Source organism: Neobacillus niacini (assembly GCF_023715415.1).
GTDB classification, from domain to species: Bacteria; Bacillota; Bacilli; order Bacillales; family Cytobacillaceae; genus Neobacillus; species Neobacillus niacini_C.
Genome location: NZ_JAMBOB010000004.1, coordinates 419,627 through 440,618, shown reverse-complemented (window position 1 = coordinate 440,618; position 20,992 = coordinate 419,627). Strand labels below are relative to the sequence as shown.

Annotated in this window: 18 protein-coding genes; 14 read left to right on the top strand and 4 right to left on the bottom strand. The window is 39.7% G+C overall.

Annotated features, from left to right (window positions below; translation table 11 throughout):
- Nucleotides 1–58 precede the first annotated feature (58 nt).
- Nucleotides 59–214 carry a hypothetical protein gene (locus tag M3189_RS11395; protein WP_251634184.1) on the top strand — a complete coding sequence of 52 codons (156 nt, stop codon included), beginning with the start codon at nt 59–61 and terminating at the stop codon, nt 212–214.
- A gap of 82 nt (nt 215–296) precedes the next feature.
- On the opposite strand, the gene M3189_RS11390 is transcribed toward M3189_RS11395, so the two are convergent.
- Nucleotides 297–1,214, bottom strand: a complete 918-nt coding sequence (locus M3189_RS11390; protein WP_251634183.1) for an aldo/keto reductase — start codon at nt 1,212–1,214, stop codon at nt 297–299.
- Between the two features lie 204 nt (nt 1,215–1,418).
- On the opposite strand from M3189_RS11390, the gene M3189_RS11385 reads away from it, so the two are divergent.
- The 3 genes from M3189_RS11385 to M3189_RS11375 are packed head-to-tail and all read left to right on the top strand — an operon-like array spanning nt 1,419 to nt 6,108.
- Complete coding sequence (locus tag M3189_RS11385) at nt 1,419–3,215, top strand: sensor histidine kinase (RefSeq protein ID WP_251634182.1); 1,797 nt, start codon at nt 1,419–1,421, stop codon at nt 3,213–3,215.
- Nucleotides 3,190–4,770 carry a response regulator transcription factor gene (locus tag M3189_RS11380; protein ID WP_251634181.1) on the top strand — a complete coding sequence of 527 codons (1,581 nt, stop codon included), beginning with the start codon at nt 3,190–3,192 and terminating at the stop codon, nt 4,768–4,770. Before M3189_RS11385 ends, M3189_RS11380 begins: the two co-directional genes overlap by 26 nt.
- A gap of 27 nt (nt 4,771–4,797) precedes the next feature.
- The gene (locus tag M3189_RS11375; protein WP_251634180.1) at nt 4,798–6,108 is read left to right on the top strand and encodes an ABC transporter substrate-binding protein; all 1,311 of its coding nucleotides are present in this window, start codon (nt 4,798–4,800) and stop codon (nt 6,106–6,108) included.
- A 52-nt stretch (nt 6,109–6,160) separates the two neighbouring features.
- Here the strand turns inward: M3189_RS11375 and M3189_RS11370 are convergent, their stop codons facing one another.
- Nucleotides 6,161–6,520 carry a hypothetical protein gene (locus M3189_RS11370; RefSeq protein WP_251634179.1) on the bottom strand — a complete coding sequence of 120 codons (360 nt, stop codon included), beginning with the start codon at nt 6,518–6,520 and terminating at the stop codon, nt 6,161–6,163.
- 211 nt (nt 6,521–6,731) lie between these two features.
- Between M3189_RS11370 and M3189_RS11365 the strand changes: the two genes are divergently transcribed.
- The 8 genes from M3189_RS11365 to M3189_RS11330 all read left to right on the top strand — a co-directional run bounded on the left by M3189_RS11365 (nt 6,732) and on the right by M3189_RS11330 (nt 16,897).
- The gene (locus tag M3189_RS11365; protein WP_251634279.1) at nt 6,732–7,670 is read left to right on the top strand and encodes an ABC transporter permease; all 939 of its coding nucleotides are present in this window, start codon (nt 6,732–6,734) and stop codon (nt 7,668–7,670) included.
- Between the two features lie 15 nt (nt 7,671–7,685).
- A complete protein-coding gene (locus M3189_RS11360) occupies nt 7,686–8,573 on the top strand; it encodes a carbohydrate ABC transporter permease (RefSeq protein ID WP_251634178.1) in 888 nt (295 codons plus the stop codon).
- A gap of 22 nt (nt 8,574–8,595) precedes the next feature.
- Nucleotides 8,596–10,215, top strand: a complete 1,620-nt coding sequence (locus tag M3189_RS11355) for an ABC transporter substrate-binding protein (RefSeq protein WP_251634177.1) — start codon at nt 8,596–8,598, stop codon at nt 10,213–10,215.
- Nucleotides 10,216–10,283: 68 nt separating this feature from the next.
- The gene (locus M3189_RS11350; RefSeq protein WP_251634176.1) at nt 10,284–11,753 is read left to right on the top strand and encodes a glycoside hydrolase family 32 protein; all 1,470 of its coding nucleotides are present in this window, start codon (nt 10,284–10,286) and stop codon (nt 11,751–11,753) included.
- An 88-nt stretch (nt 11,754–11,841) separates the two neighbouring features.
- On the top strand, nt 11,842–12,774 hold the full coding sequence (locus M3189_RS11345; RefSeq protein ID WP_285889565.1) for a carbohydrate kinase family protein: 933 nt from the start codon (nt 11,842–11,844) through the stop codon (nt 12,772–12,774).
- A gap of 201 nt (nt 12,775–12,975) precedes the next feature.
- Nucleotides 12,976–13,479, top strand: a complete 504-nt coding sequence (locus tag M3189_RS11340) for a DoxX family membrane protein (protein ID WP_251634175.1) — start codon at nt 12,976–12,978, stop codon at nt 13,477–13,479.
- A gap of 245 nt (nt 13,480–13,724) precedes the next feature.
- Nucleotides 13,725–15,893 carry a bifunctional diguanylate cyclase/phosphodiesterase gene (locus M3189_RS11335; RefSeq protein WP_251634174.1) on the top strand — a complete coding sequence of 723 codons (2,169 nt, stop codon included), beginning with the start codon at nt 13,725–13,727 and terminating at the stop codon, nt 15,891–15,893.
- Nucleotides 15,894–16,006: 113 nt separating this feature from the next.
- Nucleotides 16,007–16,897 (top strand): aminoglycoside phosphotransferase family protein, encoded by an 891-nt coding sequence (locus M3189_RS11330; protein ID WP_251634173.1) that lies wholly within the window; start codon nt 16,007–16,009, stop codon nt 16,895–16,897.
- Here M3189_RS11330 and M3189_RS11325 read toward each other — a convergent pair.
- Nucleotides 16,878–17,081, bottom strand: a complete 204-nt coding sequence (locus M3189_RS11325; protein ID WP_251634172.1) for a hypothetical protein — start codon at nt 17,079–17,081, stop codon at nt 16,878–16,880. The genes M3189_RS11330 and M3189_RS11325 overlap by 20 nt on opposite strands.
- Before the next feature lie 62 nt (nt 17,082–17,143).
- Between M3189_RS11325 and M3189_RS11320 the strand changes: the two genes are divergently transcribed.
- A complete protein-coding gene (locus M3189_RS11320) occupies nt 17,144–18,979 on the top strand; it encodes a S9 family peptidase (protein WP_251634171.1) in 1,836 nt (611 codons plus the stop codon).
- Between the two features lie 123 nt (nt 18,980–19,102).
- Complete coding sequence (locus M3189_RS11315; protein WP_251634170.1) at nt 19,103–19,729, top strand: metal-dependent hydrolase; 627 nt, start codon at nt 19,103–19,105, stop codon at nt 19,727–19,729.
- A gap of 73 nt (nt 19,730–19,802) precedes the next feature.
- Here the strand turns inward: M3189_RS11315 and alr are convergent, their stop codons facing one another.
- Entirely contained in the window at nt 19,803–20,957 is a 1,155-nt protein-coding gene (alr, locus tag M3189_RS11310) for an alanine racemase (protein ID WP_251634169.1), read from the bottom strand.
- Nucleotides 20,958–20,992 lie beyond the last annotated feature (35 nt).

The window sequence follows — 20,992 nt, the reverse complement described above, 5'->3', positions numbered from 1 at the left end:
TTTATTCATATTGCTGATTAAAACTGGAAAGGCTAAGGATGAAAGGAGGTTGATTGGAATGAAGTGGAAAAGGTTATTATTGATGTTACTTTTAAGTGGGTCTCTTTTCTCTCTAACGGGTTGCGGGAATGATGAGGAGCCTGAGGAAGGGGAAAAGATTGAGGATGTGGAAGAGGAAGATGAAATTGGCGATGGCGAGGTAGATGATGAATAAAGGCATCTATAATCCTAGCCTCAGGCGGTAATAAAACAAGGAGTGCCTCAAACGGGCACTCCTTCGCTGTAAGCCAGCTTATTTACGGCAGAATATTTCCAGCAGCACGATAAATGCTGTACCATTCTTCACGAGTTAAATGAACCTCACTAGCTTTACAGCAGTCCTTCAATCTGTCCACATTCATCGTACCAATCACTGGCTGCATTTTTGCTGGATGACGGAGCAGCCAGGCGATGGCGATGGTGGTATTGCTAACCCCATATTTTGCTGCAATTTCATCAATCTTTTGATTTAATTCTGGAAACTTTTCGTTCCCAAGAAACACACCTTCAAAGAATCCATACTGGAAAGGTGACCATGGTTGAATCGTAATATCGTTCAGTCTGCAGAAATCAAGGACACTGCCATCGCGATCAATCGCTGAGTCATTCTCCATGTTTACATTGATTCCATTGGAAATCATATTGGCATTCGTGATGCTTAGCTGCAGCTGATTCGCAACAAGTGGCTGCTTCACATATTTCTGCAGCAGTTGAATCTGCAAAGGTTTCTGATTGGACACGCCAAAGTGGCGGACTTTTCCTGAACTTTCAAGTGTATCAAAAGCCTCTGCTACTTCTTCTGGCTCCACCAGTGCATCCGGACGGTGCAGGAGTAAAACATCAAGATACTCGGTGTTCAGCCTTTTTAGAATTCCGTCTACTGAATCTAAAATATGCTCTTTTGAAAAATCAAACATTCCCTTGCGAATTCCGCATTTTGACTGGAGGATGATACTTTCACGAACTTCCGCATTCATATGTATCGCTTCGGCGAAAATTTCCTCACAGGCTCCACCGCCATAAATATCAGCATGGTCAAAGAAGTTCGCACCTTCCTCTAATGCCGTTTGGACAAATGTTTCCGCCTCATTCTTTTCAAGCGAGTTAATTCGCATGCAGCCAACTGCAACCACTGGCACTTCTAAAGTGCTGTTTCCTAATTTCATTGTTCTCATTTTCTAAACCTCCATTAAGGATAATTTTCTATTGAAATTCCACTTCCTATTTTGACACATCAGCTGGCGTGTATCAAAGTTTACAAATGGCTGCCAATTTTCATGTGCTAGAGTCTAGTATTATTTAAATGCTATAATGGAGTATTCCTATTATTTAATCATTGTAAGGGGTTTCTGGACTTCTTGTTTGGAAAGGAGGGAAACATGCTTTTTTCATTACGAAATCGGCTATTGCTTATTTTTACATGTTTGTTAACCATACCATTCGTTATTCTTTCAATCGTGATTCCAAATTTCTTTACGTCTGTTATTCGAGAACAGACACAAGAATTAACCATAGAAATGATGGATCAGTTTTCGCTTTATGTTGATTCCATTACCACCCAGGCTGAGGATATAGGCAAGCAGGTGCTCGTTAACCAGACCACACAAGAATGGCTGAGATTAACTAGACAAGGTGCTGAGAAGGAAGAGATTGATTCATCGATGAATCAGCTCAGACAGGGTCTATCCTCGATTATGATTAATAATTCTAATGCGATGTCCATTTCAGTGCTGCTTGATGATGGAACTGGGACATGGGGAAATCATTCTTCACTAAATGAAAGTGATTGGTACCAAGATTTTACCCAAAATAACCAGGACTATGTTCAATCACATTTAGATCCTTTTCAGCCAAGTCATGAAATGCAGGTGAAGAAGATCAATAGCTATATTCTCCCCCTCATTGATACGAATACAATGATTTCGGCAGGCGTTATAAAGGTGAACTTCCCTTCCGTATTACTTGAAAGTGCCTTAAATAAAATCAAGAAGGGACAAAATGAGCATACCTATTTGTTAAATCAGCAGGGTGAAAACGTTTTGCCAGGGAAGATAAAGACCCCAAGTTCGATCCTGAAGGAAAGTTTGAAGCAAATTACCGCTAGCGTTGATCAAGAAGGGCTCATTGAGGCTTCTTATCAGAAAGAAAAATATCTGGTTTTCTTTCAAAAGCTGCCAGTTGGTGATTGGATAGTAGTCAGTGAAGTGACGGAGTCTGAATTGTTCGCAAGAGCCAATCATTTGCAGCAGAACCTTCTGCTAGCCAGTGCAATCCTTTTTATCCTAACGATTGTGGCTTCCTTTATTATGTCTAACACTGTTACAAGTCCTTTAGGAAAACTAGCAAAAGCGATGAGATTAATCGAAAGGGGAGATTTTGCAGGGGCAAAAGTGTTGCTGCCAGACAGTAAATATCAAAATAATGAAGTTGATTACCTTATCGACGTTACAAACCATACGGTTGACCGATTGCAGAATTTAATTGAAACAGAATATGAAGCCAATTTACGCCGGAAAGATGCGGAATACAAAGCCTTATTGTTACAGATAAATCCTCACTTTTTAAACAACACACTTGAAATTATTGGAAGTTTAGCACTTCAAGGGAAAAATAAAGAGGTTATGAATGTTAGCGTTTCTTTAGGGAAAATGTTGAGATATTCGTTGAATACAAATAGCAATGTCGTACCGTTAGGTGAAGAAGTAAACTACATCAAAAGTTACACGAACATATTAAAGCTAAGATATGAGGACATGATTACGGTTGAAATGGATGTGGATTCCGACAGTGTTACCTTCCCCGCTATTAAGTTCATTTTACAGCCACTTGTGGAAAATGCTGTGAAATATAGTTTTAGCGAAAAGACGTTTGCCGATATTTTTATTAAAACTGAAAAGAATGGAGGCCAGATTAGCATATCCGTAGAAGACAAAGGTATAGGGATGTCAGAAGAGTTGATTTCAAACTTACAGCAAAATGATGAAACGAAGATTGTGTTGGAAAGCAAAGGGAGTAGCATTGGGCTAAGAAATGTACTTGGTCGATTAAAGCTTACCTATGGAGATGGATTTTCCTATCGAATTGATTCTACTAAAAATGAAGGCACAAAGATTACATTGATGATTGATTTGAAAAGGGGGGAGCGTCAGGATGAAGGTGTTAATCGCGGACGATGAAATCCAAATTCGTAAAGGATTACGATTAAAAGTAGACTGGGAAGAAGAAGGCTTCCAAATTACGGAAGAGGCTTCAAATGGAAAAGAAGCTCTCGAAATCCTCCAAACCAAAGATATCGATGTAGTGATTACGGATATGAGAATGCCTATTATGGATGGGGTGGAGTTTGCAAAACGTTGTCATCAAGAATTCCCCCATGTAAAAGTCATCGTTTTATCAGGTTATTCTGATTTTGACTATGTGCGGAATTCCCTACAACAAGGTGTTAAAGACTACTTATTGAAACCTGTTGCACCTGATGAATTAGTAGAAGCATTGAGGAAGATACGAAAAGAAGTAGAGGAAGAGAAAAGAAAACAAGTTGAATTTGCACAAATGAGCCGACTCGTTCATTCTCATTTACAAGAATTACAGGAAGAATTTATCCTTCATTTAGTAAAAGAAGAAAGATTACAGCTTCCGATTGTGATTGAAAGGCTTCAGCAGCTTCAACTTGAAGACCTAGCAATTGAAAATAGAAAAGTACAGTTTTTAACTGTGGAAATCAGAGAAAGCCACGATCACAATCGACTAGAGGAACTAAGGATTCCATTTCAGTTGTTGTGTAAGGAAATCGCCCAACAGCAGAAAGCGACTTATGTGTTTACCGATCCCAGCTACCCGAATATGGTTCAATTTTTACAGTTGGTCGATTCTACTTCTTCAGCGACCAATCATTTCGTTTTGCTCATTCAACAAAATGTTAACAAGCTTTTAAAATTAGAAACGGTCATTGGTATTGGTACGATTGTGAATGGGCTGTCAGAATACAGGAGCGGCTATATATCAAGTTTACTTGCTTGGAGCCAAAGCCAGCTTGGTTCAAAGTCTCAGATAATGGACCAAACTGCTGCAAGCGAAGAAGTGTTTGATTTTTCTCCAGATTACGAGAAACGGATAACGAATTCAATTGAAAATCTCGATTTTGCTGCTTTTAAAGATAATTTACAAATGGTTCTTGAAGGTTCCGAAGGTCGGTCGGTTATGTCATTCTCCTTTGCAGCCAACCAAGTGTTATTTATGTTAGGATCATTAGCCAAAAAGTACGATGTCGAGACGAAAGACATTCAAAATACGATTTGGAATTGCCAGCAAAATATTTGGAAGCTTTATTCTCAACATAAAGTGAAAAAGGACCTGATTCAATTAGCCTCATTAATCATTGAAAAAGTACGTCTTGCTCGTTTTTCCAATAAGAAATTAATCGATAGTATCCGTCATTATTTGGACCAGCATTATGCAAGTGAAATTTCCCTTACCACATTATCTACTTTATTTCACATTAATAGTGCCCATTTATCAGAAACCTTCAAACATCATGTCGGCCAGAACTTCAGTGACTATCTAGTTACATTAAGAATGGACAAGGCCAAACAATTACTGAAAGATAAACAGCTGAAAATCATTGATGTCAGCAACTTAGTTGGTTTTTCAAACTCAGGGTATTTTAGTACGGTCTTTAAAAAACACTTTGGACAAACTCCGGTTGAATTTCGTAACTCGATAGGGGAATAGGTCGGTTTGAAGGAGGAGCAAATACAGGTGAAGAAATGGATAGCTGTCATAGTACTTTTTTTGTTAGCAGGTTTTGCCTTTTTCTTTTTTTTCCCACTTTCAAGCAAAAGTCCAGATAAAGAGAAACCAGTAAAACAAGTTGAGCTGACCTTTTTACGGAATTTAGGCAATCCAGCGTTTAATCAAGCCTATGAAGAGATAATCGCTGCTTTTGAAGCATCGCACCCCGATATTAAAATTAATATGCAATCGATGCACTGGGGAAATGAATACGAATTAAGGCTGCGTACGGAACTGGCTGCAGGAAACCATCCTGATATTATGGCGATTGATAGTCCAAACCTGGCTCTTTATGCCAATTCAGGTTCGCTCTTATCGATGGATTCTTATATGAAAGAAGAAGGGAATATTAAGGATATCCCTGAAGAGGTACTAAACGGGCTAACCTACAAGGGTGAGATTTACCTTGCCCCAATTGTCGAATCAAGTATTGCATTATTTTACAATATGAATCTTTTCAGGGAGGCCGGAATCCCCTTTCCATCAGGAAATCCTAACCAACCCCTGACGTGGGACGAAGTGCTGGAGATTGCTAAAAAAATCAACAATCCAGCAAATGGTGTGATAGGGATAGACCCTGCCCAAGGATTTAAAGTGGGAGAAGGTGCTGCTTATTTTAAAATGCCAATTCTATGGCAGTTCGGAGCAAGTGTAATTAGTCCAGATGGAACAACCGCAGAAGGGTATATCAATTCTAAAGAGGCATTAGAAGCCCTTCAATTTTATCAAGATTTATATCGTAAGCATAAGGTAGCGGCGGTTGAAATGCCTCCGGCTCCTTTTGAAAATGATCAGCTTGGGATGACGATATTAGGTTCTTGGGCCATATCAGAATTACAGCAAACCCCAGGTTTTGTTCTCGGAGAAGATTTTGGGATTGCTCCGCTTCCTAAGGGTCGAAACCAGGTAGTTCCGAATGGGGGCTGGGCGCTTGGAATTTCATCCAAAACCAAGCATCCGGATGAGGCATGGGAATTTGTAAAATTCGCTACAGGCTATGAGGGTTCGAAAATGTTCGTCGAAATTTCTGGTGATTTACCTGCAAGGTATTCGGTTGCGAAGGCCTTTCCAGAACTCAATGAATATCCGAAAAATATCTTTATCCAACAAGACCAAAACTACTCGAAAAATCGACCGGTAACTCCAGCCTATCCAGTCATCAGCGAAGCGATTAAGGACCTTTTCGAAGAAGTCGGGTTGGAAGGGAAAAATGTCGAGGAGGCAGCGAACAGAGCGGTAGAGAAAATTAATAATGGCTTAAAAGATATCAAAAAGTAATCCTCTAGTTTTAGGAACTAGGGGATTTTGCTATTTATGTGAACTTGAACTCCTAGTGTACGCGTGCTAGAGGACAAAACTGGTAAGGGCGCAATAAGGATTCGTCCTCAATTAGGGGTATTGAGGACAAATCTTGGTTGAAGCCAATGAACTCAAAAAGGGAATAGGTCTCTTGAAAAATAAGGGATGAATCCAGTTGAAAGCTAGACTTGCTGCTCTCAAGCTGTAAATCATTCAATATATGACAGCTACGTTTAAGTTTCTCTGTCAATTTATCAAACTGGACTTCCCCTTGAAACCCTTTTTCTTGGTTTAAATAATACCAATGCTCATCCCCGGTTAATTTCATTCGTTTGTTCAAAATTCGTAAAATCTTCAATATTAATGATTCACTTCGAACCTTGTATGGCATATCCCACATCCTTTCTCCTTCCCATCATATCGAAAAAGAAGAGTGAAAGCGATGTCAAACTTCCGAAAATTTTAAACTACTCTAACCAAAAATATTAAACTCTTATTTTTCATCGTTTTGTTATATTTAACCCAAGTTGAAAGTGCTTTCAGCTGAACTAAGTTGATAGGAGGGTAAGAGAGTGGAAGAAATAGTAAAAAGAGAGCATGCCATACCAGTTAGTAAACCAGCAACAACAACAAAACTAAGCAAGAACCTTACTTACATCAAAAAGAACTATATTCTATATTTGCTTATTGCTCCTGCCGTTATTCTAACCATTATTTTTAAGTACATCCCAATATACGGGGCTACGATAGCCTTTAAAGATTTTAGTCCCATTAGGGGGATTGCGGGAAGTGAGTGGGTAGGTTTAAAACATTTTACAAGTTTCCTAACATCTCCAAATTTCATGGAAATCTTGATGAACACGATTAAATTAAGTTCATTTGAACTACTAATTGGTTTTCCGATTCCCATAATTCTGGCCTTGATGTTGAACCAGCTGCGTAAATCGAGTGTGAAAAAGAATGTCCAGCTAGCCCTATATGCACCGCATTTTATATCTGTGGTCGTCGTTTCGGGGATGGTCTTTCTTTTCCTATCACCAGTTGGACCCGTTAATGCACTGTTATCAACCTTTTTAGATAAGCCGATATCATTTATGTCTGACCCTGATTATTTTAGATCGATATACATTTGGTCGGGTGTGTGGCAAGGCGCAGGCTGGGCATCGATTGTTTATGTTGCTGCACTTGCAAACGTTGACCCACAGCTTCATGAGGCCGCAACCCTTGACGGTGCTTCACTCCTCCAACGAATCTGGCATATCGACCTTCCAACACTGAAACCAGTGATGGCTGTCTTGTTTATCCTAGCGGCTGGAGGAATCATGGGAATTGGTTTTGAAAAGGCGTATTTAATGCAAACATCAATGAATTCACCATCATCAGAAATTATCGCCACTTATGTATATAAACGTGGGTTGCTAGCAGGTGATTATTCGTTTGCGACCGCCGTTGGTTTATTTAATGCCGTTGTGAATGTGATTTTACTTGGAGTTGTCAATCAAGTGGTTAAGAAACTAAACGAAGGCGAAGGACTCGTTTAAGGAAGGAGGAACAGTATGAACAATCAAATCAAACATTCAAAGGGCGACCGAATGCTGCTTCTTACCAATAATATTCTACTAACGATTATCATCCTTGTCATAGTAGGACCTTTATTGTATGTATTTCTGTCATCCTTCTTAGAACCGAATGCCATCATTCGAAAAGGACTTTCCTTAAATGCTTCTGATTGGTCATTAGAAGGGTATAAGCGACTCTTTACGGATGACACCATTGTGAGAGGATTTTTCAATTCACTCCTGTATTCAACTGGCTTTACAATTGTGACCGTAGTTGTTTGTCTCTTTGCCGGATATGCGTTATCGGTAGAAGGGTTAGTTGGTAAAAAGGCATTTATGATTTTCTTCTTATTTACCATGTTTTTTGGAGGAGGTTTAATCCCAACATATTTTGTTATCCGTGATTTAGGAATGCTGAATACGATTTGGGCGATTATTCTACCTGGGGCAGTGAATGTCTGGTTTATTATTCTCGCCAGAACTTACTTTAAAGCGGTTCCAAATGAGCTGAAGGAGGCTGCGAGAATTGATGGCGCTTCCGATTTGAAAATATTCTTTCGTATTATTTTACCGCTATCAAAACCGATTATCTTTGTTCTAGCACTCTATGCCTTCATTGGACAATGGAACGCCTACTTCGATGCGATGATTTATCTGGATGATCGTCAATTACATCCGCTGCAATTAGTATTGCGTTCGATTTTAATTCAAAACGAAGTACAGCCTGGAATGGTTGCGGATGTAGAGGCAAGGAACGAGTTGATGAGAATTTCGGAGATGATCCGCTATTCATCAATCGTCATTGCAAGTTTACCGTTATTGATTATGTACCCATTCTTCCAAAAGTATTTTGAAAAGGGAGTAATGGTTGGTTCTCTAAAATAATACAAAAAAGTGAGGGTTTATGATGAAAAAAAGAATGTTTACAACGGCTTCAGCTCTATTACTTTCAGGTTCGTTACTTCTTACAGGCTGCAGCAGCAAAAGCGGCGGCAGCGAAAGTTTTTCTTCTAAGGATTATGGGCTAAAGGAAGTAACCTTCCCATTGAAAGAGGAAAAAACACTAAAGATTATGACATCCAGTTCTCCATTAGCTCCTGAAAATCCAAACGAGAAGTTAATTTTTCAACGCTTAGAAGATCAAACGGGTGTAAAAATTGATTGGAGAAACTATACAACGGATATTTTTAATGAAAAAAGAAATCTAGCCATTGCTAGTGGAGAGCTTCCAGACGCTATCTTTAATGCCGGTTTCAGCGATTATGAACTATTAAAGCATGCGAAGGATGGAGTGATTGTACCGGTTGAGGATTTAATTCAGTATATGCCGAACTTACAAGCTGTTCTTGAAAAAGCACCACAGTACAAAGCAATGATGACGGCTCCTGATGGTCATATCTATGCGTTCCCATGGATTGAGGAGTTAGGTGAAGGAAAAGAAAGTATTCACTCTCTTGATGCGTTTCCTTGGATTAATATGGAATGGTTAAATAAATTAGGATTAGAAGTTCCGAAAACAACAGAAGAGTTAAAGCAAGTATTACTGGCGTTTAAAACCCAGGATCCAAATGGAAACGGTGAAGCGGATGAGATTCCAATGTCATTCATTATTAATGATGGCGGGCAGGATCCACATTCCTTATTCGGTGCATTTGGTCTAGGCGATAACTGGGATTTCACCGTTGTCACGAATGATGGAGAAGTAAAACTTACAGCAGCTGATGAAAGTTATAAAAAGGCGATTAGCTGGTTGAATGATTTATATAATGAAGGATTAATCGATATCGAAGCCTTTGAACATGATTGGAACACATATCTAGCAAAAGGCCGAGACAAAAAATATGGTTTGTACTTCACATGGGATAAAGGAAATATCACGGGGATGGGCGATGATTACGATCTGTTAGCTCCATTAAAAGGTCCAGAAGGACATCAAAATGTTGCGAGAACAAATGGAATGGGCTTTGACCGTTCACGCTTAGTGGTAACATCAGCAAATAAAAACCTTGAATTAACAGCGAAGTGGATTGACCAGCTTTATGATCCGTCTCAATCCGTACAGAATAATTGGGGTACGTATGGGGACGAAAAGCAACAAAACATTTTTGGAATGGATGAGGCAACAAAAATGTTAAAACACCTTCCTTTAGAAGGAACAGCACCAGTTGAATTAAGAGAAAAAACATCTGTCGCTGGGCCATTAGCGATCTTAGACAGCTACTACGGTACGGTGACGACAAAACCAGATGATGCTGCTTGGAGACTGAACTTAATGAAAGAAGTAATGGTTCCTTACATGGAAGCAGATAATATTTACCCGCGTGTCTTCTTCTCACTTGAGGACCTTGATCGTATTTCCGTGATTGAAACAGATTTGTTTGCTTATATTAAGCGAAAGCGTGCGGAATGGATTGCCAACGGCGGCGTTGAAAAAGAATGGACTGAGTATCTAGCAGAATTAGACCGACTTGGATTGCAAGAGTGGTTAGACATTAAACAGAAGGGCTATGACCGAAATCAAGAATAAAAACGAAAAGGCTGTGCAGTGCTTGGACATTGCTGCAGTCTTTTTACTTAAATAAGGGAGCGAAAACAATGACACAACTATATAAAGAGCTGCACCGGCCACAATTTCATTTTTCACCAGAGGAAAAGTGGATGAATGATCCGAATGGAATGGTCTATTTTAACAATGAATATCATTTGTTTTATCAATACCATCCCTCTGGTACGACGTGGGGCCCGATGCACTGGGGACATGCCGTTAGTAAAGACTTGATTCATTGGGAGCATTTGCCGATTGCCTTATATCCGGATGAGCTGGGAGCCATTTTTTCAGGAAGTGCGGTCGTTGATTGGAACAACACAACAGGATTTTTTGAAAAAAATCAACCAGGATTGGTTGCGATTTATACAAGTGCTGGCACGTATCCAGATTCTGACCGACCTCTTCAGCAGCAAAGCCTAGCGTATAGTAAGGATAACGGCAGAACGTGGGTAAAATATGAAGGTAACCCTGTTCTTTCAGATGTATCGATAACAGATTACCGGGATCCTAAAGTGTTTTGGAATGAGGAAACCAATAAATGGGTGATGGTATTAGCAACTGGTCAATCGATTACGATTTACACTTCTAGTAACTTAAAAGAATGGGAATTTGCTAGTGAGTTCGGTCAGACCGCCGGATCGCATGATGGTGTGTGGGAATGCCCTGACTTATTCAAACTACCAGTAGATGGCGGACAAGAAAAGTGGGTAATGATTGTAAGTATCGGTGATAACGGTCAATCAGCAGAAGGGTCCAGAACACAATATTTTATCGGTCAGTTTGATGGGACGACGTTTGTGAATGACCATGACGATTCGACGATACTTTGGTTAGATCACGGCCGTGATAATTATGCCGGTGTAAGCTGGTCCGATATCCAAGATGGAAGACGTATTTATCTCGGCTGGATGAGTAATTGGCGCTATGCCAATCAAGTTCCAACGCAAGGGTGGCGAAGCGCCATGACATTACCAAGAGAATTATCCCTAGCTACAACTAAGGCTGGCATCCGCTTATTCCAAAAACCCGTTGCTGAAGTTAATAGAATTAGAAAAGAAACGGAATCTTATCCAAAAATGTCAGTTGAATCAGGGAACGCAGTATCCATTCCGTTACCTCATTCTTTAATGGAAATAACGATCGAATTCGAAAAAGAAAGTTCAAGCCAATTTGGATTTAGCATCCAGCATTCTGTGGAGGAAAAAACCATAATTGGTTATGATGCTACAGAGGAAAAGTTATTTGTTGACCGCACACGTACTGGAGATCATAGCTTTTCGACGTCTTTCCAAGCTATACAGGAAGCCCCATTAAAGCTGGATCATCAAAGGGTGAAACTTCAATTGTTTTTAGATGCCTCCTCCATTGAGGTGTTTGCAAACAATGGTGAGGCTGCCATTACAAGCTTATTGTTTCCGTCAGAATCAGGGCAAGAACTCCGTTTATTTTCAAATGAAGGAACTACAAATGTGTTGGAATTAAACGTAACAGAACTTGATTCCATTTGGAGCAAGTAAGTTACGTGTGGAAGCTCTAATCGTCTAATTGGTTAGAGCTTTATTTTATAAAGGGATGGTGTTTGGTTTGAGTTCATCAATTATATGCATGGGTGAATTATTAATCGATTTTTTCTGTACCGATGTGGATATTAACTTACTAGAGGGACAAAATTTCCAAAAACAAGCTGGGGGAGCGCCTGCTAATGTCTGTGCAACGATTGCGAAATTAGGAGGTACTGCTCTTTTTAGCGGAAAAGTTGGGAATGACCCATTTGGACAATATCTAAAAAAGACACTTGATGACGTCCAAGTAGATACATCAATGGTCGTGTTCGATGATTTCCATCCAACCACCTTGGCCTTTGTATCCTTACAGGCAAATGGCGAGCGAGATTTCGTATTTAATCGCGGGGCGGATGCCTTTTTAGTGGAGGAAGAAATTGATCGTGTTAAGTTAAATGAGGCGGCCATTCATCATTTTGGCTCTGCGACTGCTTTGTTAAGCGATCCCTTTCAATCCACTTATTTTTCTGTAATGCGTAATGCGAAAGAACAAGGGAAATTTATTTCATTTGATCCTAATTATCGAAAAGATTTATGGAAAAACAGAATTCCTGAATTTATTGAGTTGGCAAAGGAAGGAATCGCCTTAGCTGATTTTGTAAAAGTGAGTGACGAGGAGCTAAAACTCATTTCGGGAATCAAAACAATGGCTGAGGGAACAAATTATCTTCATGAATTAGGAGCAAAAATAGTCGCTGTAACATTAGGCAGTGAGGGAACGTATCTGTCCAATGGGCAAAATAGCGAAATTGTTCCAAGTGTAAAAATAAAATCGATTGACTCCACAGGTGCAGGTGACGCATTCGTTGGTGCAACACTATACCAATTCGCAAAAGCTAAACCTGAGATTGCAGACTTTGAAAAACTTAAAGAAATTATATTTTTTAGTAATAAAGTAGGTGCCTTGGTGTGTACCAAGGTTGGAGCAATTTCGGCAATACCTACGTTAGAAGACATTTTATCTGAAATATCCTGATAGCACCATAAATGGTTTAACAAGAAAGACAATTCGGTTCTTCGAAGTGTCTTTTTTGCTTTGCCAAACCAGAGTGTTCAACATTCCGTCAAAGCATTTTGAACATATTGTGAAATTATTCACATAACCATGTTTTAAACGGTAATAACGAGTATAGTGTGAGTATAAGGAACAAACAATTATTGAAAGAAGGAATGACTTATGTTTAACCATTTTCTAAGAGAAAATAAAATCTCAGCAGCTATCTTAACTATTTTTCGTTTATACCTAGGCTACTCATGGTTCACAGCTGGTTTTCATAAAATTACAGGTGGCTTCGATGCTTCTGGCTTCTTAAAAGGAGCAATTGCAAATCCAGTGAAAGGCCCAGATGGCAACATGGTTTACAGCTGGTATGTCAACTTCTTAGAAAGCTTTGCATTACCGAACATCGATGTTTTCAACTTTATCGTTCCTTGGGGCGAAACATTAATCGGACTTGGACTACTACTAGGATGTTTAACAACAGCGGCGATGTTCTTCGGATTAGTGATGAACTTCAGCTTCTTCTTAGCTGGAACAGTATCTCATAACCCAACAGACATCTTCTTAGGCTTCATCATCTTAACAGCAGGTTTCAACGCAGGTAAATTTGGTTTAGACTACTGGGTAGTTCCATTCATCAACAAAACAATTGGAAAAGACAAAGCAAAAGCATCAGCATAAAGTAAGCAGCAAAAAAGACGATTCGGTCCCCCTAGAATTGTCTTTTTTTTGTTTAGAATTAGTGGCCTTACAATGATTTCTCTTACTAGTAGGAATACCTTCCCTATATTTTTAAAAAAAATAGGGAAACTAAGGGGATAATAATATTGCTTCCAATCCTACATAATGAAAATAAAAAAAACCCGCTTAATTAAACCAATAACCCATGCTGTGAGGAGTAAACGGTTTAGAGGAGGATACAGAGTTTGAGTATACACCCACAAAAACCTAAATCAAAAGTTGATAAAATAGACTACTTTGCAAAAAATCGACCGATTCAGGATCAAAGCGAAGTGGATTTAGTAAAAATAACTAACAGTTTAAACCTTGCTCAAGAAATCGCAAAGCTTGGAAGCTGGGATTATGATGTTGAAAATAATACGATTTATTGTTCGGATCCCTTATACAGCATTTTGGGAATAGAGAAAGATGGAGACATTCAACCGCTATATGAAAATTTACTTGCGATGATTCTTCCTGAGGATAGGGAAAGCTTTGATTATTTATTCCAACAGACAAAAAAACTTGGGACTGAAATGGATATAGAATATAAAATTCAAAAATTCGATGGGTCGATTATTACGGCGCACGTCAGAGCCGTGGGGAAAAAAGGTCCCAATGGACAAGTCACCAGAATCATTGGCATATTACATGATATTTCGGATCGTATCTTAACCGAGAATAGGTTAAAAGAAAGTGAAGAAAAAATTAGAAACATTACTACAAACATCGATATAGGAATATGGTCAATGGATTATCAAACGAAAAAAGTGACATTTGCTTCTCCTGCTATTGAGAAAATTTCTGGGTATCCTGCAGAGGATTTTTTATCTGGAAAAGTAAAGTGGAAAGCTCTTATCCATCCAGAGGATAAGGGGAAATTTAGCAATCAACAGAAGGATCTTCTTCGGGGGAAAATGTACAATCATAACTACCGAATTATTGATCGAAATGGACAGGTAAAATGGATAGAAAATAAAACGATCCCGATTCTAAATGCAGAAGGTCAACTCATTAGGCTAGATGGTATTGTTCAAGACATAAGTATCAGAAAGAAAAATGAGGAGAGAATCAATTATTTCGCCTATCATGATTATCTAACTGAACTACCGAATCGGAGAATGTTTGATGAACAGCTAGAACAAATGATAGTGACTAAGAAGGGCACTAATGAAAAATTTGCCTTATTTTACTTAGATATGGATCGATTTAAATTTGTGAATGATACCCTGGGTCATGACATTGGGGACTTACTTCTCGGCAAGGTTGCGAAAAGACTTTCTGCAATTGCTGGGGAACATACTGTTTTTAGAGTGGGCGGTGATGAATTTACTATCATTCAGGATCGTATCCTTGAAAAGGACCCTGTTAAATTGGGCGAGGAATTGATTTGCAAAATGGAAGAGCCATTCCAAATAGAAGGCTATGAAATCCATATGACCACGAGTATTGGGATTAGTATCTTTCCGGAAGATGGAAATAGTATAAAAAGGCTTATCATGAATGCTGATGTTGCCTTATACCGCGCCAAAGAACTTGGGAAAAATAATGTTCAGCTTTTTACGAAGTCGTTAATTGCTGAGTCCTATAAGTTGTTTACATTAGAAAGTGATTTACGAAAAGCGATTCAGCGAAAAGAATTTATTCTTCACTATCAGCCTCGAGTAGATGCGCTAACGGGAGAAATAGTCGGTGCAGAAGCGTTATCCCGTTGGAATCATACTCGTTTGGGGTTGGTTCCACCTTGTGAGTTTATTCCTTTGGCAGAGGAAACAGGATTTATACATGAGTTGAGTGAGTGGGTCATTCAGGAAGTTTGTAAACAGCAGAAAGAATGGAGAGAGGAGGGGTGTACACTTGTCCCAATTTCAATCAATCTTTCGGCGAAAACACTTATGAAAGCAGATTTAGTCCAAAAGGTCAAAGCATGTCTAGACGAATATTCCGTCCCGGCCCAACTACTTGAAATTGAAATTACGGAGGATTCGTTAATTAAAAACGAGGGTTTAGGGCTATCTACGATAAAACATTTAAGGAAACTGGGACTGGCCATCGCCATCGATGATTTTGGAATCGGTTATTCCTCGCTTAGTTATTTAAAAAAATTCACAGTCGATTATATAAAAATTGATCGCTCCTTTATCAGAGAGATACATCTAAATGATGGTGATTCAACCATTGTTCAATCGATTATACTTTTGGCAAAAGGATTTCACTTGAAGATTGTAGCTGAGGGTGTAGAGACGGTAGAGCAATGGGAGTTATTGAAATCATTAAATTGCCATTACATCCAGGGCTTTTTATTCAGCAAACCATTGCCGGCCAAGCAGCTTACAAATTTACTTCAGTTAAATAAAATCAATATCCAACCTTGAGAAAAAAGGCGGTTCGAACACTCGAAATCGTCTTTTTCTTGTGAAAAGAGGAAAAATGAATGGCGATGTTGAATTGTTAATTCTTGAAATAGATAAAAACAAAGGGGAAAAGTATGCAAATTTCTAGTGAATTTCAGGATAAAATTATTAATGCCTTTGGGTCTGATGGACAGACATGGTTACAATCTTTAGAGTCCACGGTCCAAACCTATATAGAAAAGTGGGAGCTTACGAGTGATGGGCCTGTTGCGAACCTTTCTTATAATTATGTAATAAAAGTGAGAGATTCAGAAGGAACACCTTTAATTTTAAAGCTGGGTGTCCCAAACTTTGATACACGAAATGAGATGGTGACGCTTCAGGTATATGATGGCGATGGCTGTGCGAGGATTTTGAAGTCAGATCCGAAACATGGCGTTATGCTGCTTGAGAGGCTTGTCCCGGGAACCATGCTTTCAGAGGAAACCGATGAAAGGATGGTACTGGAGAATTACATAAAGGTTTGGAAGGCTATTCGCAAACCGGTCCCAAAGGAAGGGGCAACGCCATCGCTTACACACTGGTTCGAGGGGCTTAAACGGTACCGAGAATCAGGAGATGTACAGATTTCAATGGAACATGTTCAGTTAGCAGAAGAATTTTTTCAACAGGTAATGGAAACTTCTGAAGGACCCCAACTGCTTCACGGCGATTTACACCATGAAAATATTCTGCTTTCCGAGCAAAAAGGCTGGATGGCCATTGACCCAAAAGGAGTTGCAGGGGACCCGTATTTTGATGTTGTTTCCTTCTTGATTAACCAATTAGAGTCAAAGTCTGATCCAAAAAGTATCCTTAAGCTCCGAGTGGATACAATTAGTAAACAGCTGGGCTTTGATCGTGGGCGACTGCTAAAAGTTGCAATTGCACTAGGTACACTATATGCATGCTGGGGAGTAGAAGATTTAGCGGATTGGGAAACAACCTATCAATGTGTGAAATGGTTTATTGAATTTCAGGAATAAGCACAGGCGATTCAATTTGAATTGTCCAAATTGAAGTCCGAAAAGTGCAATACATGATGGTATTACAATACAATTGATAAATATATTGCTTCCTTACCGGGATTTGTCCATCATCTCCATGATGAAAGACAAATGTCTTGCTTCCGTTACGAGATTTGTCCTTCATCCCTATGATGAACAACAAAAACTCTTGCCTCCTTTTTTCTGCCAAATAATTCCGAATGAACCCAAACCTATTTAAATAGAATGAAAGAGGTAAAGATTTATAAAAAAGTCATCGTGAATGGTGGGAATGGAATGAAGGAAATAACCATTGACCCTTATATACACGTGCGTATGGTGAAAAGCTTTGAATACGATCCAAAGGGCAAGAAAATCAGTTTTATTTCTGATTATACAGGGGTACCACAGGTTTGGGAGCTTGATAGAGAGGACAGGTGGCCTGCGCAAACCTCTTTTTCTATGAAAGGAATTACGTTTATTAAATATATTGCAGGTTCGTCGGATTTGGTTTACGGGATGGATGCAGATGGCGATGAAAAGGAGCAATTGTACGTATTAAAGGAGAATGGTGAAAAAATTGCCCTGACAAACTCCCCAGAACATCTTCATATGTTTGGTGACAGCTCTCCCGACGGAAAATGGATTGCCTGGTCGAGCAACCGCCGGAATCCAGCTTTTTTAGATATTTATATACAAAACTTGGAGACCTTGGAAATCCGCTCTGTATTTACCGGAGATGGAACGTATTCGGTGGAAAAGTGGTTTCCAGATGGAAATTCACTATTAGTGAAAAAAACAAACACGCCCCTTGATCATGATTTAGGGGTATTTTCGCTTTTGACAGGAAAAATGGACTGGATTACACAGCATAAGGGCGAAGCAGGCTATAAAGATATCCATTTTAATAAGGATGCTGATCATCTCTATCTATTAACCAATCAGGACAGAGAATTCTTCGGGCTGGCCATGATTCAGATTGCAAGTAAACAATTTACCTGGCTTGAGCGGGGCGAATGGGACTTTGAAGACTTAGTCATAAACAAAGTTAAGAATAAATTAGCATTTTCGATGAATCAAGGAGGAATATCCAAGGGCTTTCTAATCGACTTGGAGCGAACAACCTTGTATAACTGGGAAACTCCTATCGGTGTAATGTTCAATCTCAGATTTTCACCAGATAATCAAAAGCTGGGCTTTGTTTTAAATGGACCTGCTCATCCCCCTGACATATGGGAGGTTGACCTAAAGACCATCCAAGCAAAGCGGCTTACCTATATTTCTCGTACACCCATTCTCGAGGAAAAACTAGTGGAGCCCGAGCCGATAACATTTCCATCCTTTGACAACCTGCAAATTCCTGCTTTTTACTATAAGCCTGCTAATAAGAAGGAGAAATCTCCTGTGGTTGTCTATATTCACGGAGGGCCGGAGAGTCAAAGCCGCGCCGTCTATAGCCCCTTTTTGCAATATTTTATAAGCCAAGGATATGCGGTAGTTGCCCCAAATATCCGTGGCAGTACAGGTTATGGAAAAGCCTTTACTCATCTTGATGATGGGCGAAAACGGATGGATGCAGTAAAGGATGTTATTTTTTTAATGGAGTGGCTGAAAAAAACAGGCGATATTGATGCCCAAAGGTGCGCGATTGTCGGCGGGAGCTATGGGGGATTTGTCGTCCTGGCGGCGATTAGTCACTTCCCGGAATTTTGGGCCGCAGCCATCGATATCGTTGGAATGTCTAGTATCCGGACCTTCCTTCAAACAACAAGTCCCTGGCGGAAAAAGCTAAGAGAGACGGAGTATGGAACCATTGAAAATGATGGCGACTTTTTTGATAAAATCGACCCGCTGAATCATTCCGATAAAATTAAAGCACCGCTAATGGTGATTCATGGCGTCAATGACCCGCGAGTTCCTATCCAAGAATCCGATCAGATTGTGAGGAAGCTTAAGGAGCGAAATCATCCCCTCCAATATAGCCGAATTGAAGAGGAAGGGCATACGATGATGAAGCTGAAGAATAAAATAACTTCCTATACAGAGATGGCGGAGTTTCTAGAAAAATATTTAGGAAAGTAGTCAGGTGGATGCCTGGCTACTTTTTTCATGGGATAATAGTAGGGTTTTTGGTGAAATTACTAAACAGAACAAATGTTTTGATGTAGGATAGGGATATCAACAAAAATAGAGGTGGAATTAACATTGAATGGTACCGCACATACAGCAATCGGAGCCGCGACAGGATTTGTCGCTGCCAACACCTTTCATTCTTCTCCCACGGAGACAATCATTCTCGTTGGACTAGGAGCGGTTTCGGGCTTAATGCCTGATTTAGATATTGATGGAAAGCTCCGCGGTAAAATTACCTTATCTCATAAGGTGATTCGGTTGACGGCTTTATTTATTGGAGTCTTGATGGTTTTTTATAGTTTTTATGAGGGAAGGGCATTAGATAAATGGTTTGGTATTGGAAGCGGATTGGTGATTATGATTGTCTCGTCACTCATCAAACAAAAGCATATGTTAACTATTACAGGAATAGGGGTCCTAATCGGAGGAATATCGTTGTCTGAAGTATGGTTACTTCTGCTTGGGGTTTATATCGTGATTGCGTCCATTTCCTCGCATCGCAGCTATACACATTCCATCTTGGGTGTCCTATTCTTCGGAATCATCGCATTAAAACTAGAGGTGTCACTTGGAATCAATGGTGTTTTCTATGCCTGTCTTGGGGGATACATCAGTCATTTAATAGCCGACCTAAAAATATTGCCGTTTAATAAACGTGGGATAAAGCTATTCTTACCTGTTTCAAAGATAGAATTATAGTTTAGAACAGGTCACATCAAAGTTGGTGTGACCTGTTTTTTATAAATTATCTATAGCCAGTGGATTGCAGGACTTATTTGTAAATTTCATTACCTAAGACAGTATAAATCCGCGGAACCCGCTTCCCAATCAAACAGACTACCTCATAGTTAATCGTCCCCATGAGAAGTGCGATTTCATCAATGGATTGAAATTCTTCGTCATTTCCTCCAAAAATAATTACTTCATCCCCCTGTTGGCAGGAGAGGAGGCCAGTTACATCTATCATCGTTTGGTCCATGCAGACTCGACCTGCTACTAGTGCCTTTTGTCCATTTACCAGAAATTGGCCGCAGTTGGAGAGGTGTCTTGAGAGTCCATCTGCATACCCGATTGGAAGGGTGGCAATTACCCTTTCACTTGATGGAGTATAGGTGCATCCATAGCTAACAGGCTGCGACTTGACTATTTTTTTTAGTCCAACAATTTTCGTTTTTAGCGTCATGGCTTGCTTGAGGGAAATAGGATGCTCCTTCAACGAAAGGTCTGGGTACAGACCGTATAATCCAATTCCGACACGGACCATATCAAGGTGCATTTCAGGAAAATTCATTGTCCCAGCGGTATTACAACAATGCTTTAATGGGATAGAAATGCCGTTGTCATTTATAAAGGAAGAAACAGAAAGAAATCGTTCGAATTGCTGTAGTGTATAAGATGGATCCTCACTATCAGCATTAGCAAAGTGAGTGAAAATGCCTTTTAGAGTGACAAATGGTGATGTTAACGCTTTAAATGCTAATTCCAGTGCTTCTTCTCGGGTCTGTACACCTATTCTTGTCATTCCCGTATCGATTTTTAAATGGATGGATACCGTTTTCTGAAGAACCTCGGACTGAAAAATAATTTCGTCAAGTACGTCCTCACTAAAAACGGTTAACTCAACCCCGGCAATAATCGCCTGCCGAATGGATCGGATGGGGGTATATCCTAATACAAGAATGGGCTCGGTTATTTCGGCCTCACGTAGTTCAATTGCTTCGTCCAAGATGGCGACTGCTAGATAATCTGCACCAGCTTCTACTGCTGTTCTAGCAGCCGGAACAGCCCCATGACCGTAACCATCTGCTTTTACCACAGCCATCATGTTCACGGAAGCTCCAATATATTTTTTAAATTGATTGGTATTATGTTTAATGGCGCATAAGGATACTTCAGCACATGTATCTCGATAACTTTGTAGATTCACAATTCTCCCTCCCTGAGTTCCTATGAAAAAACCCT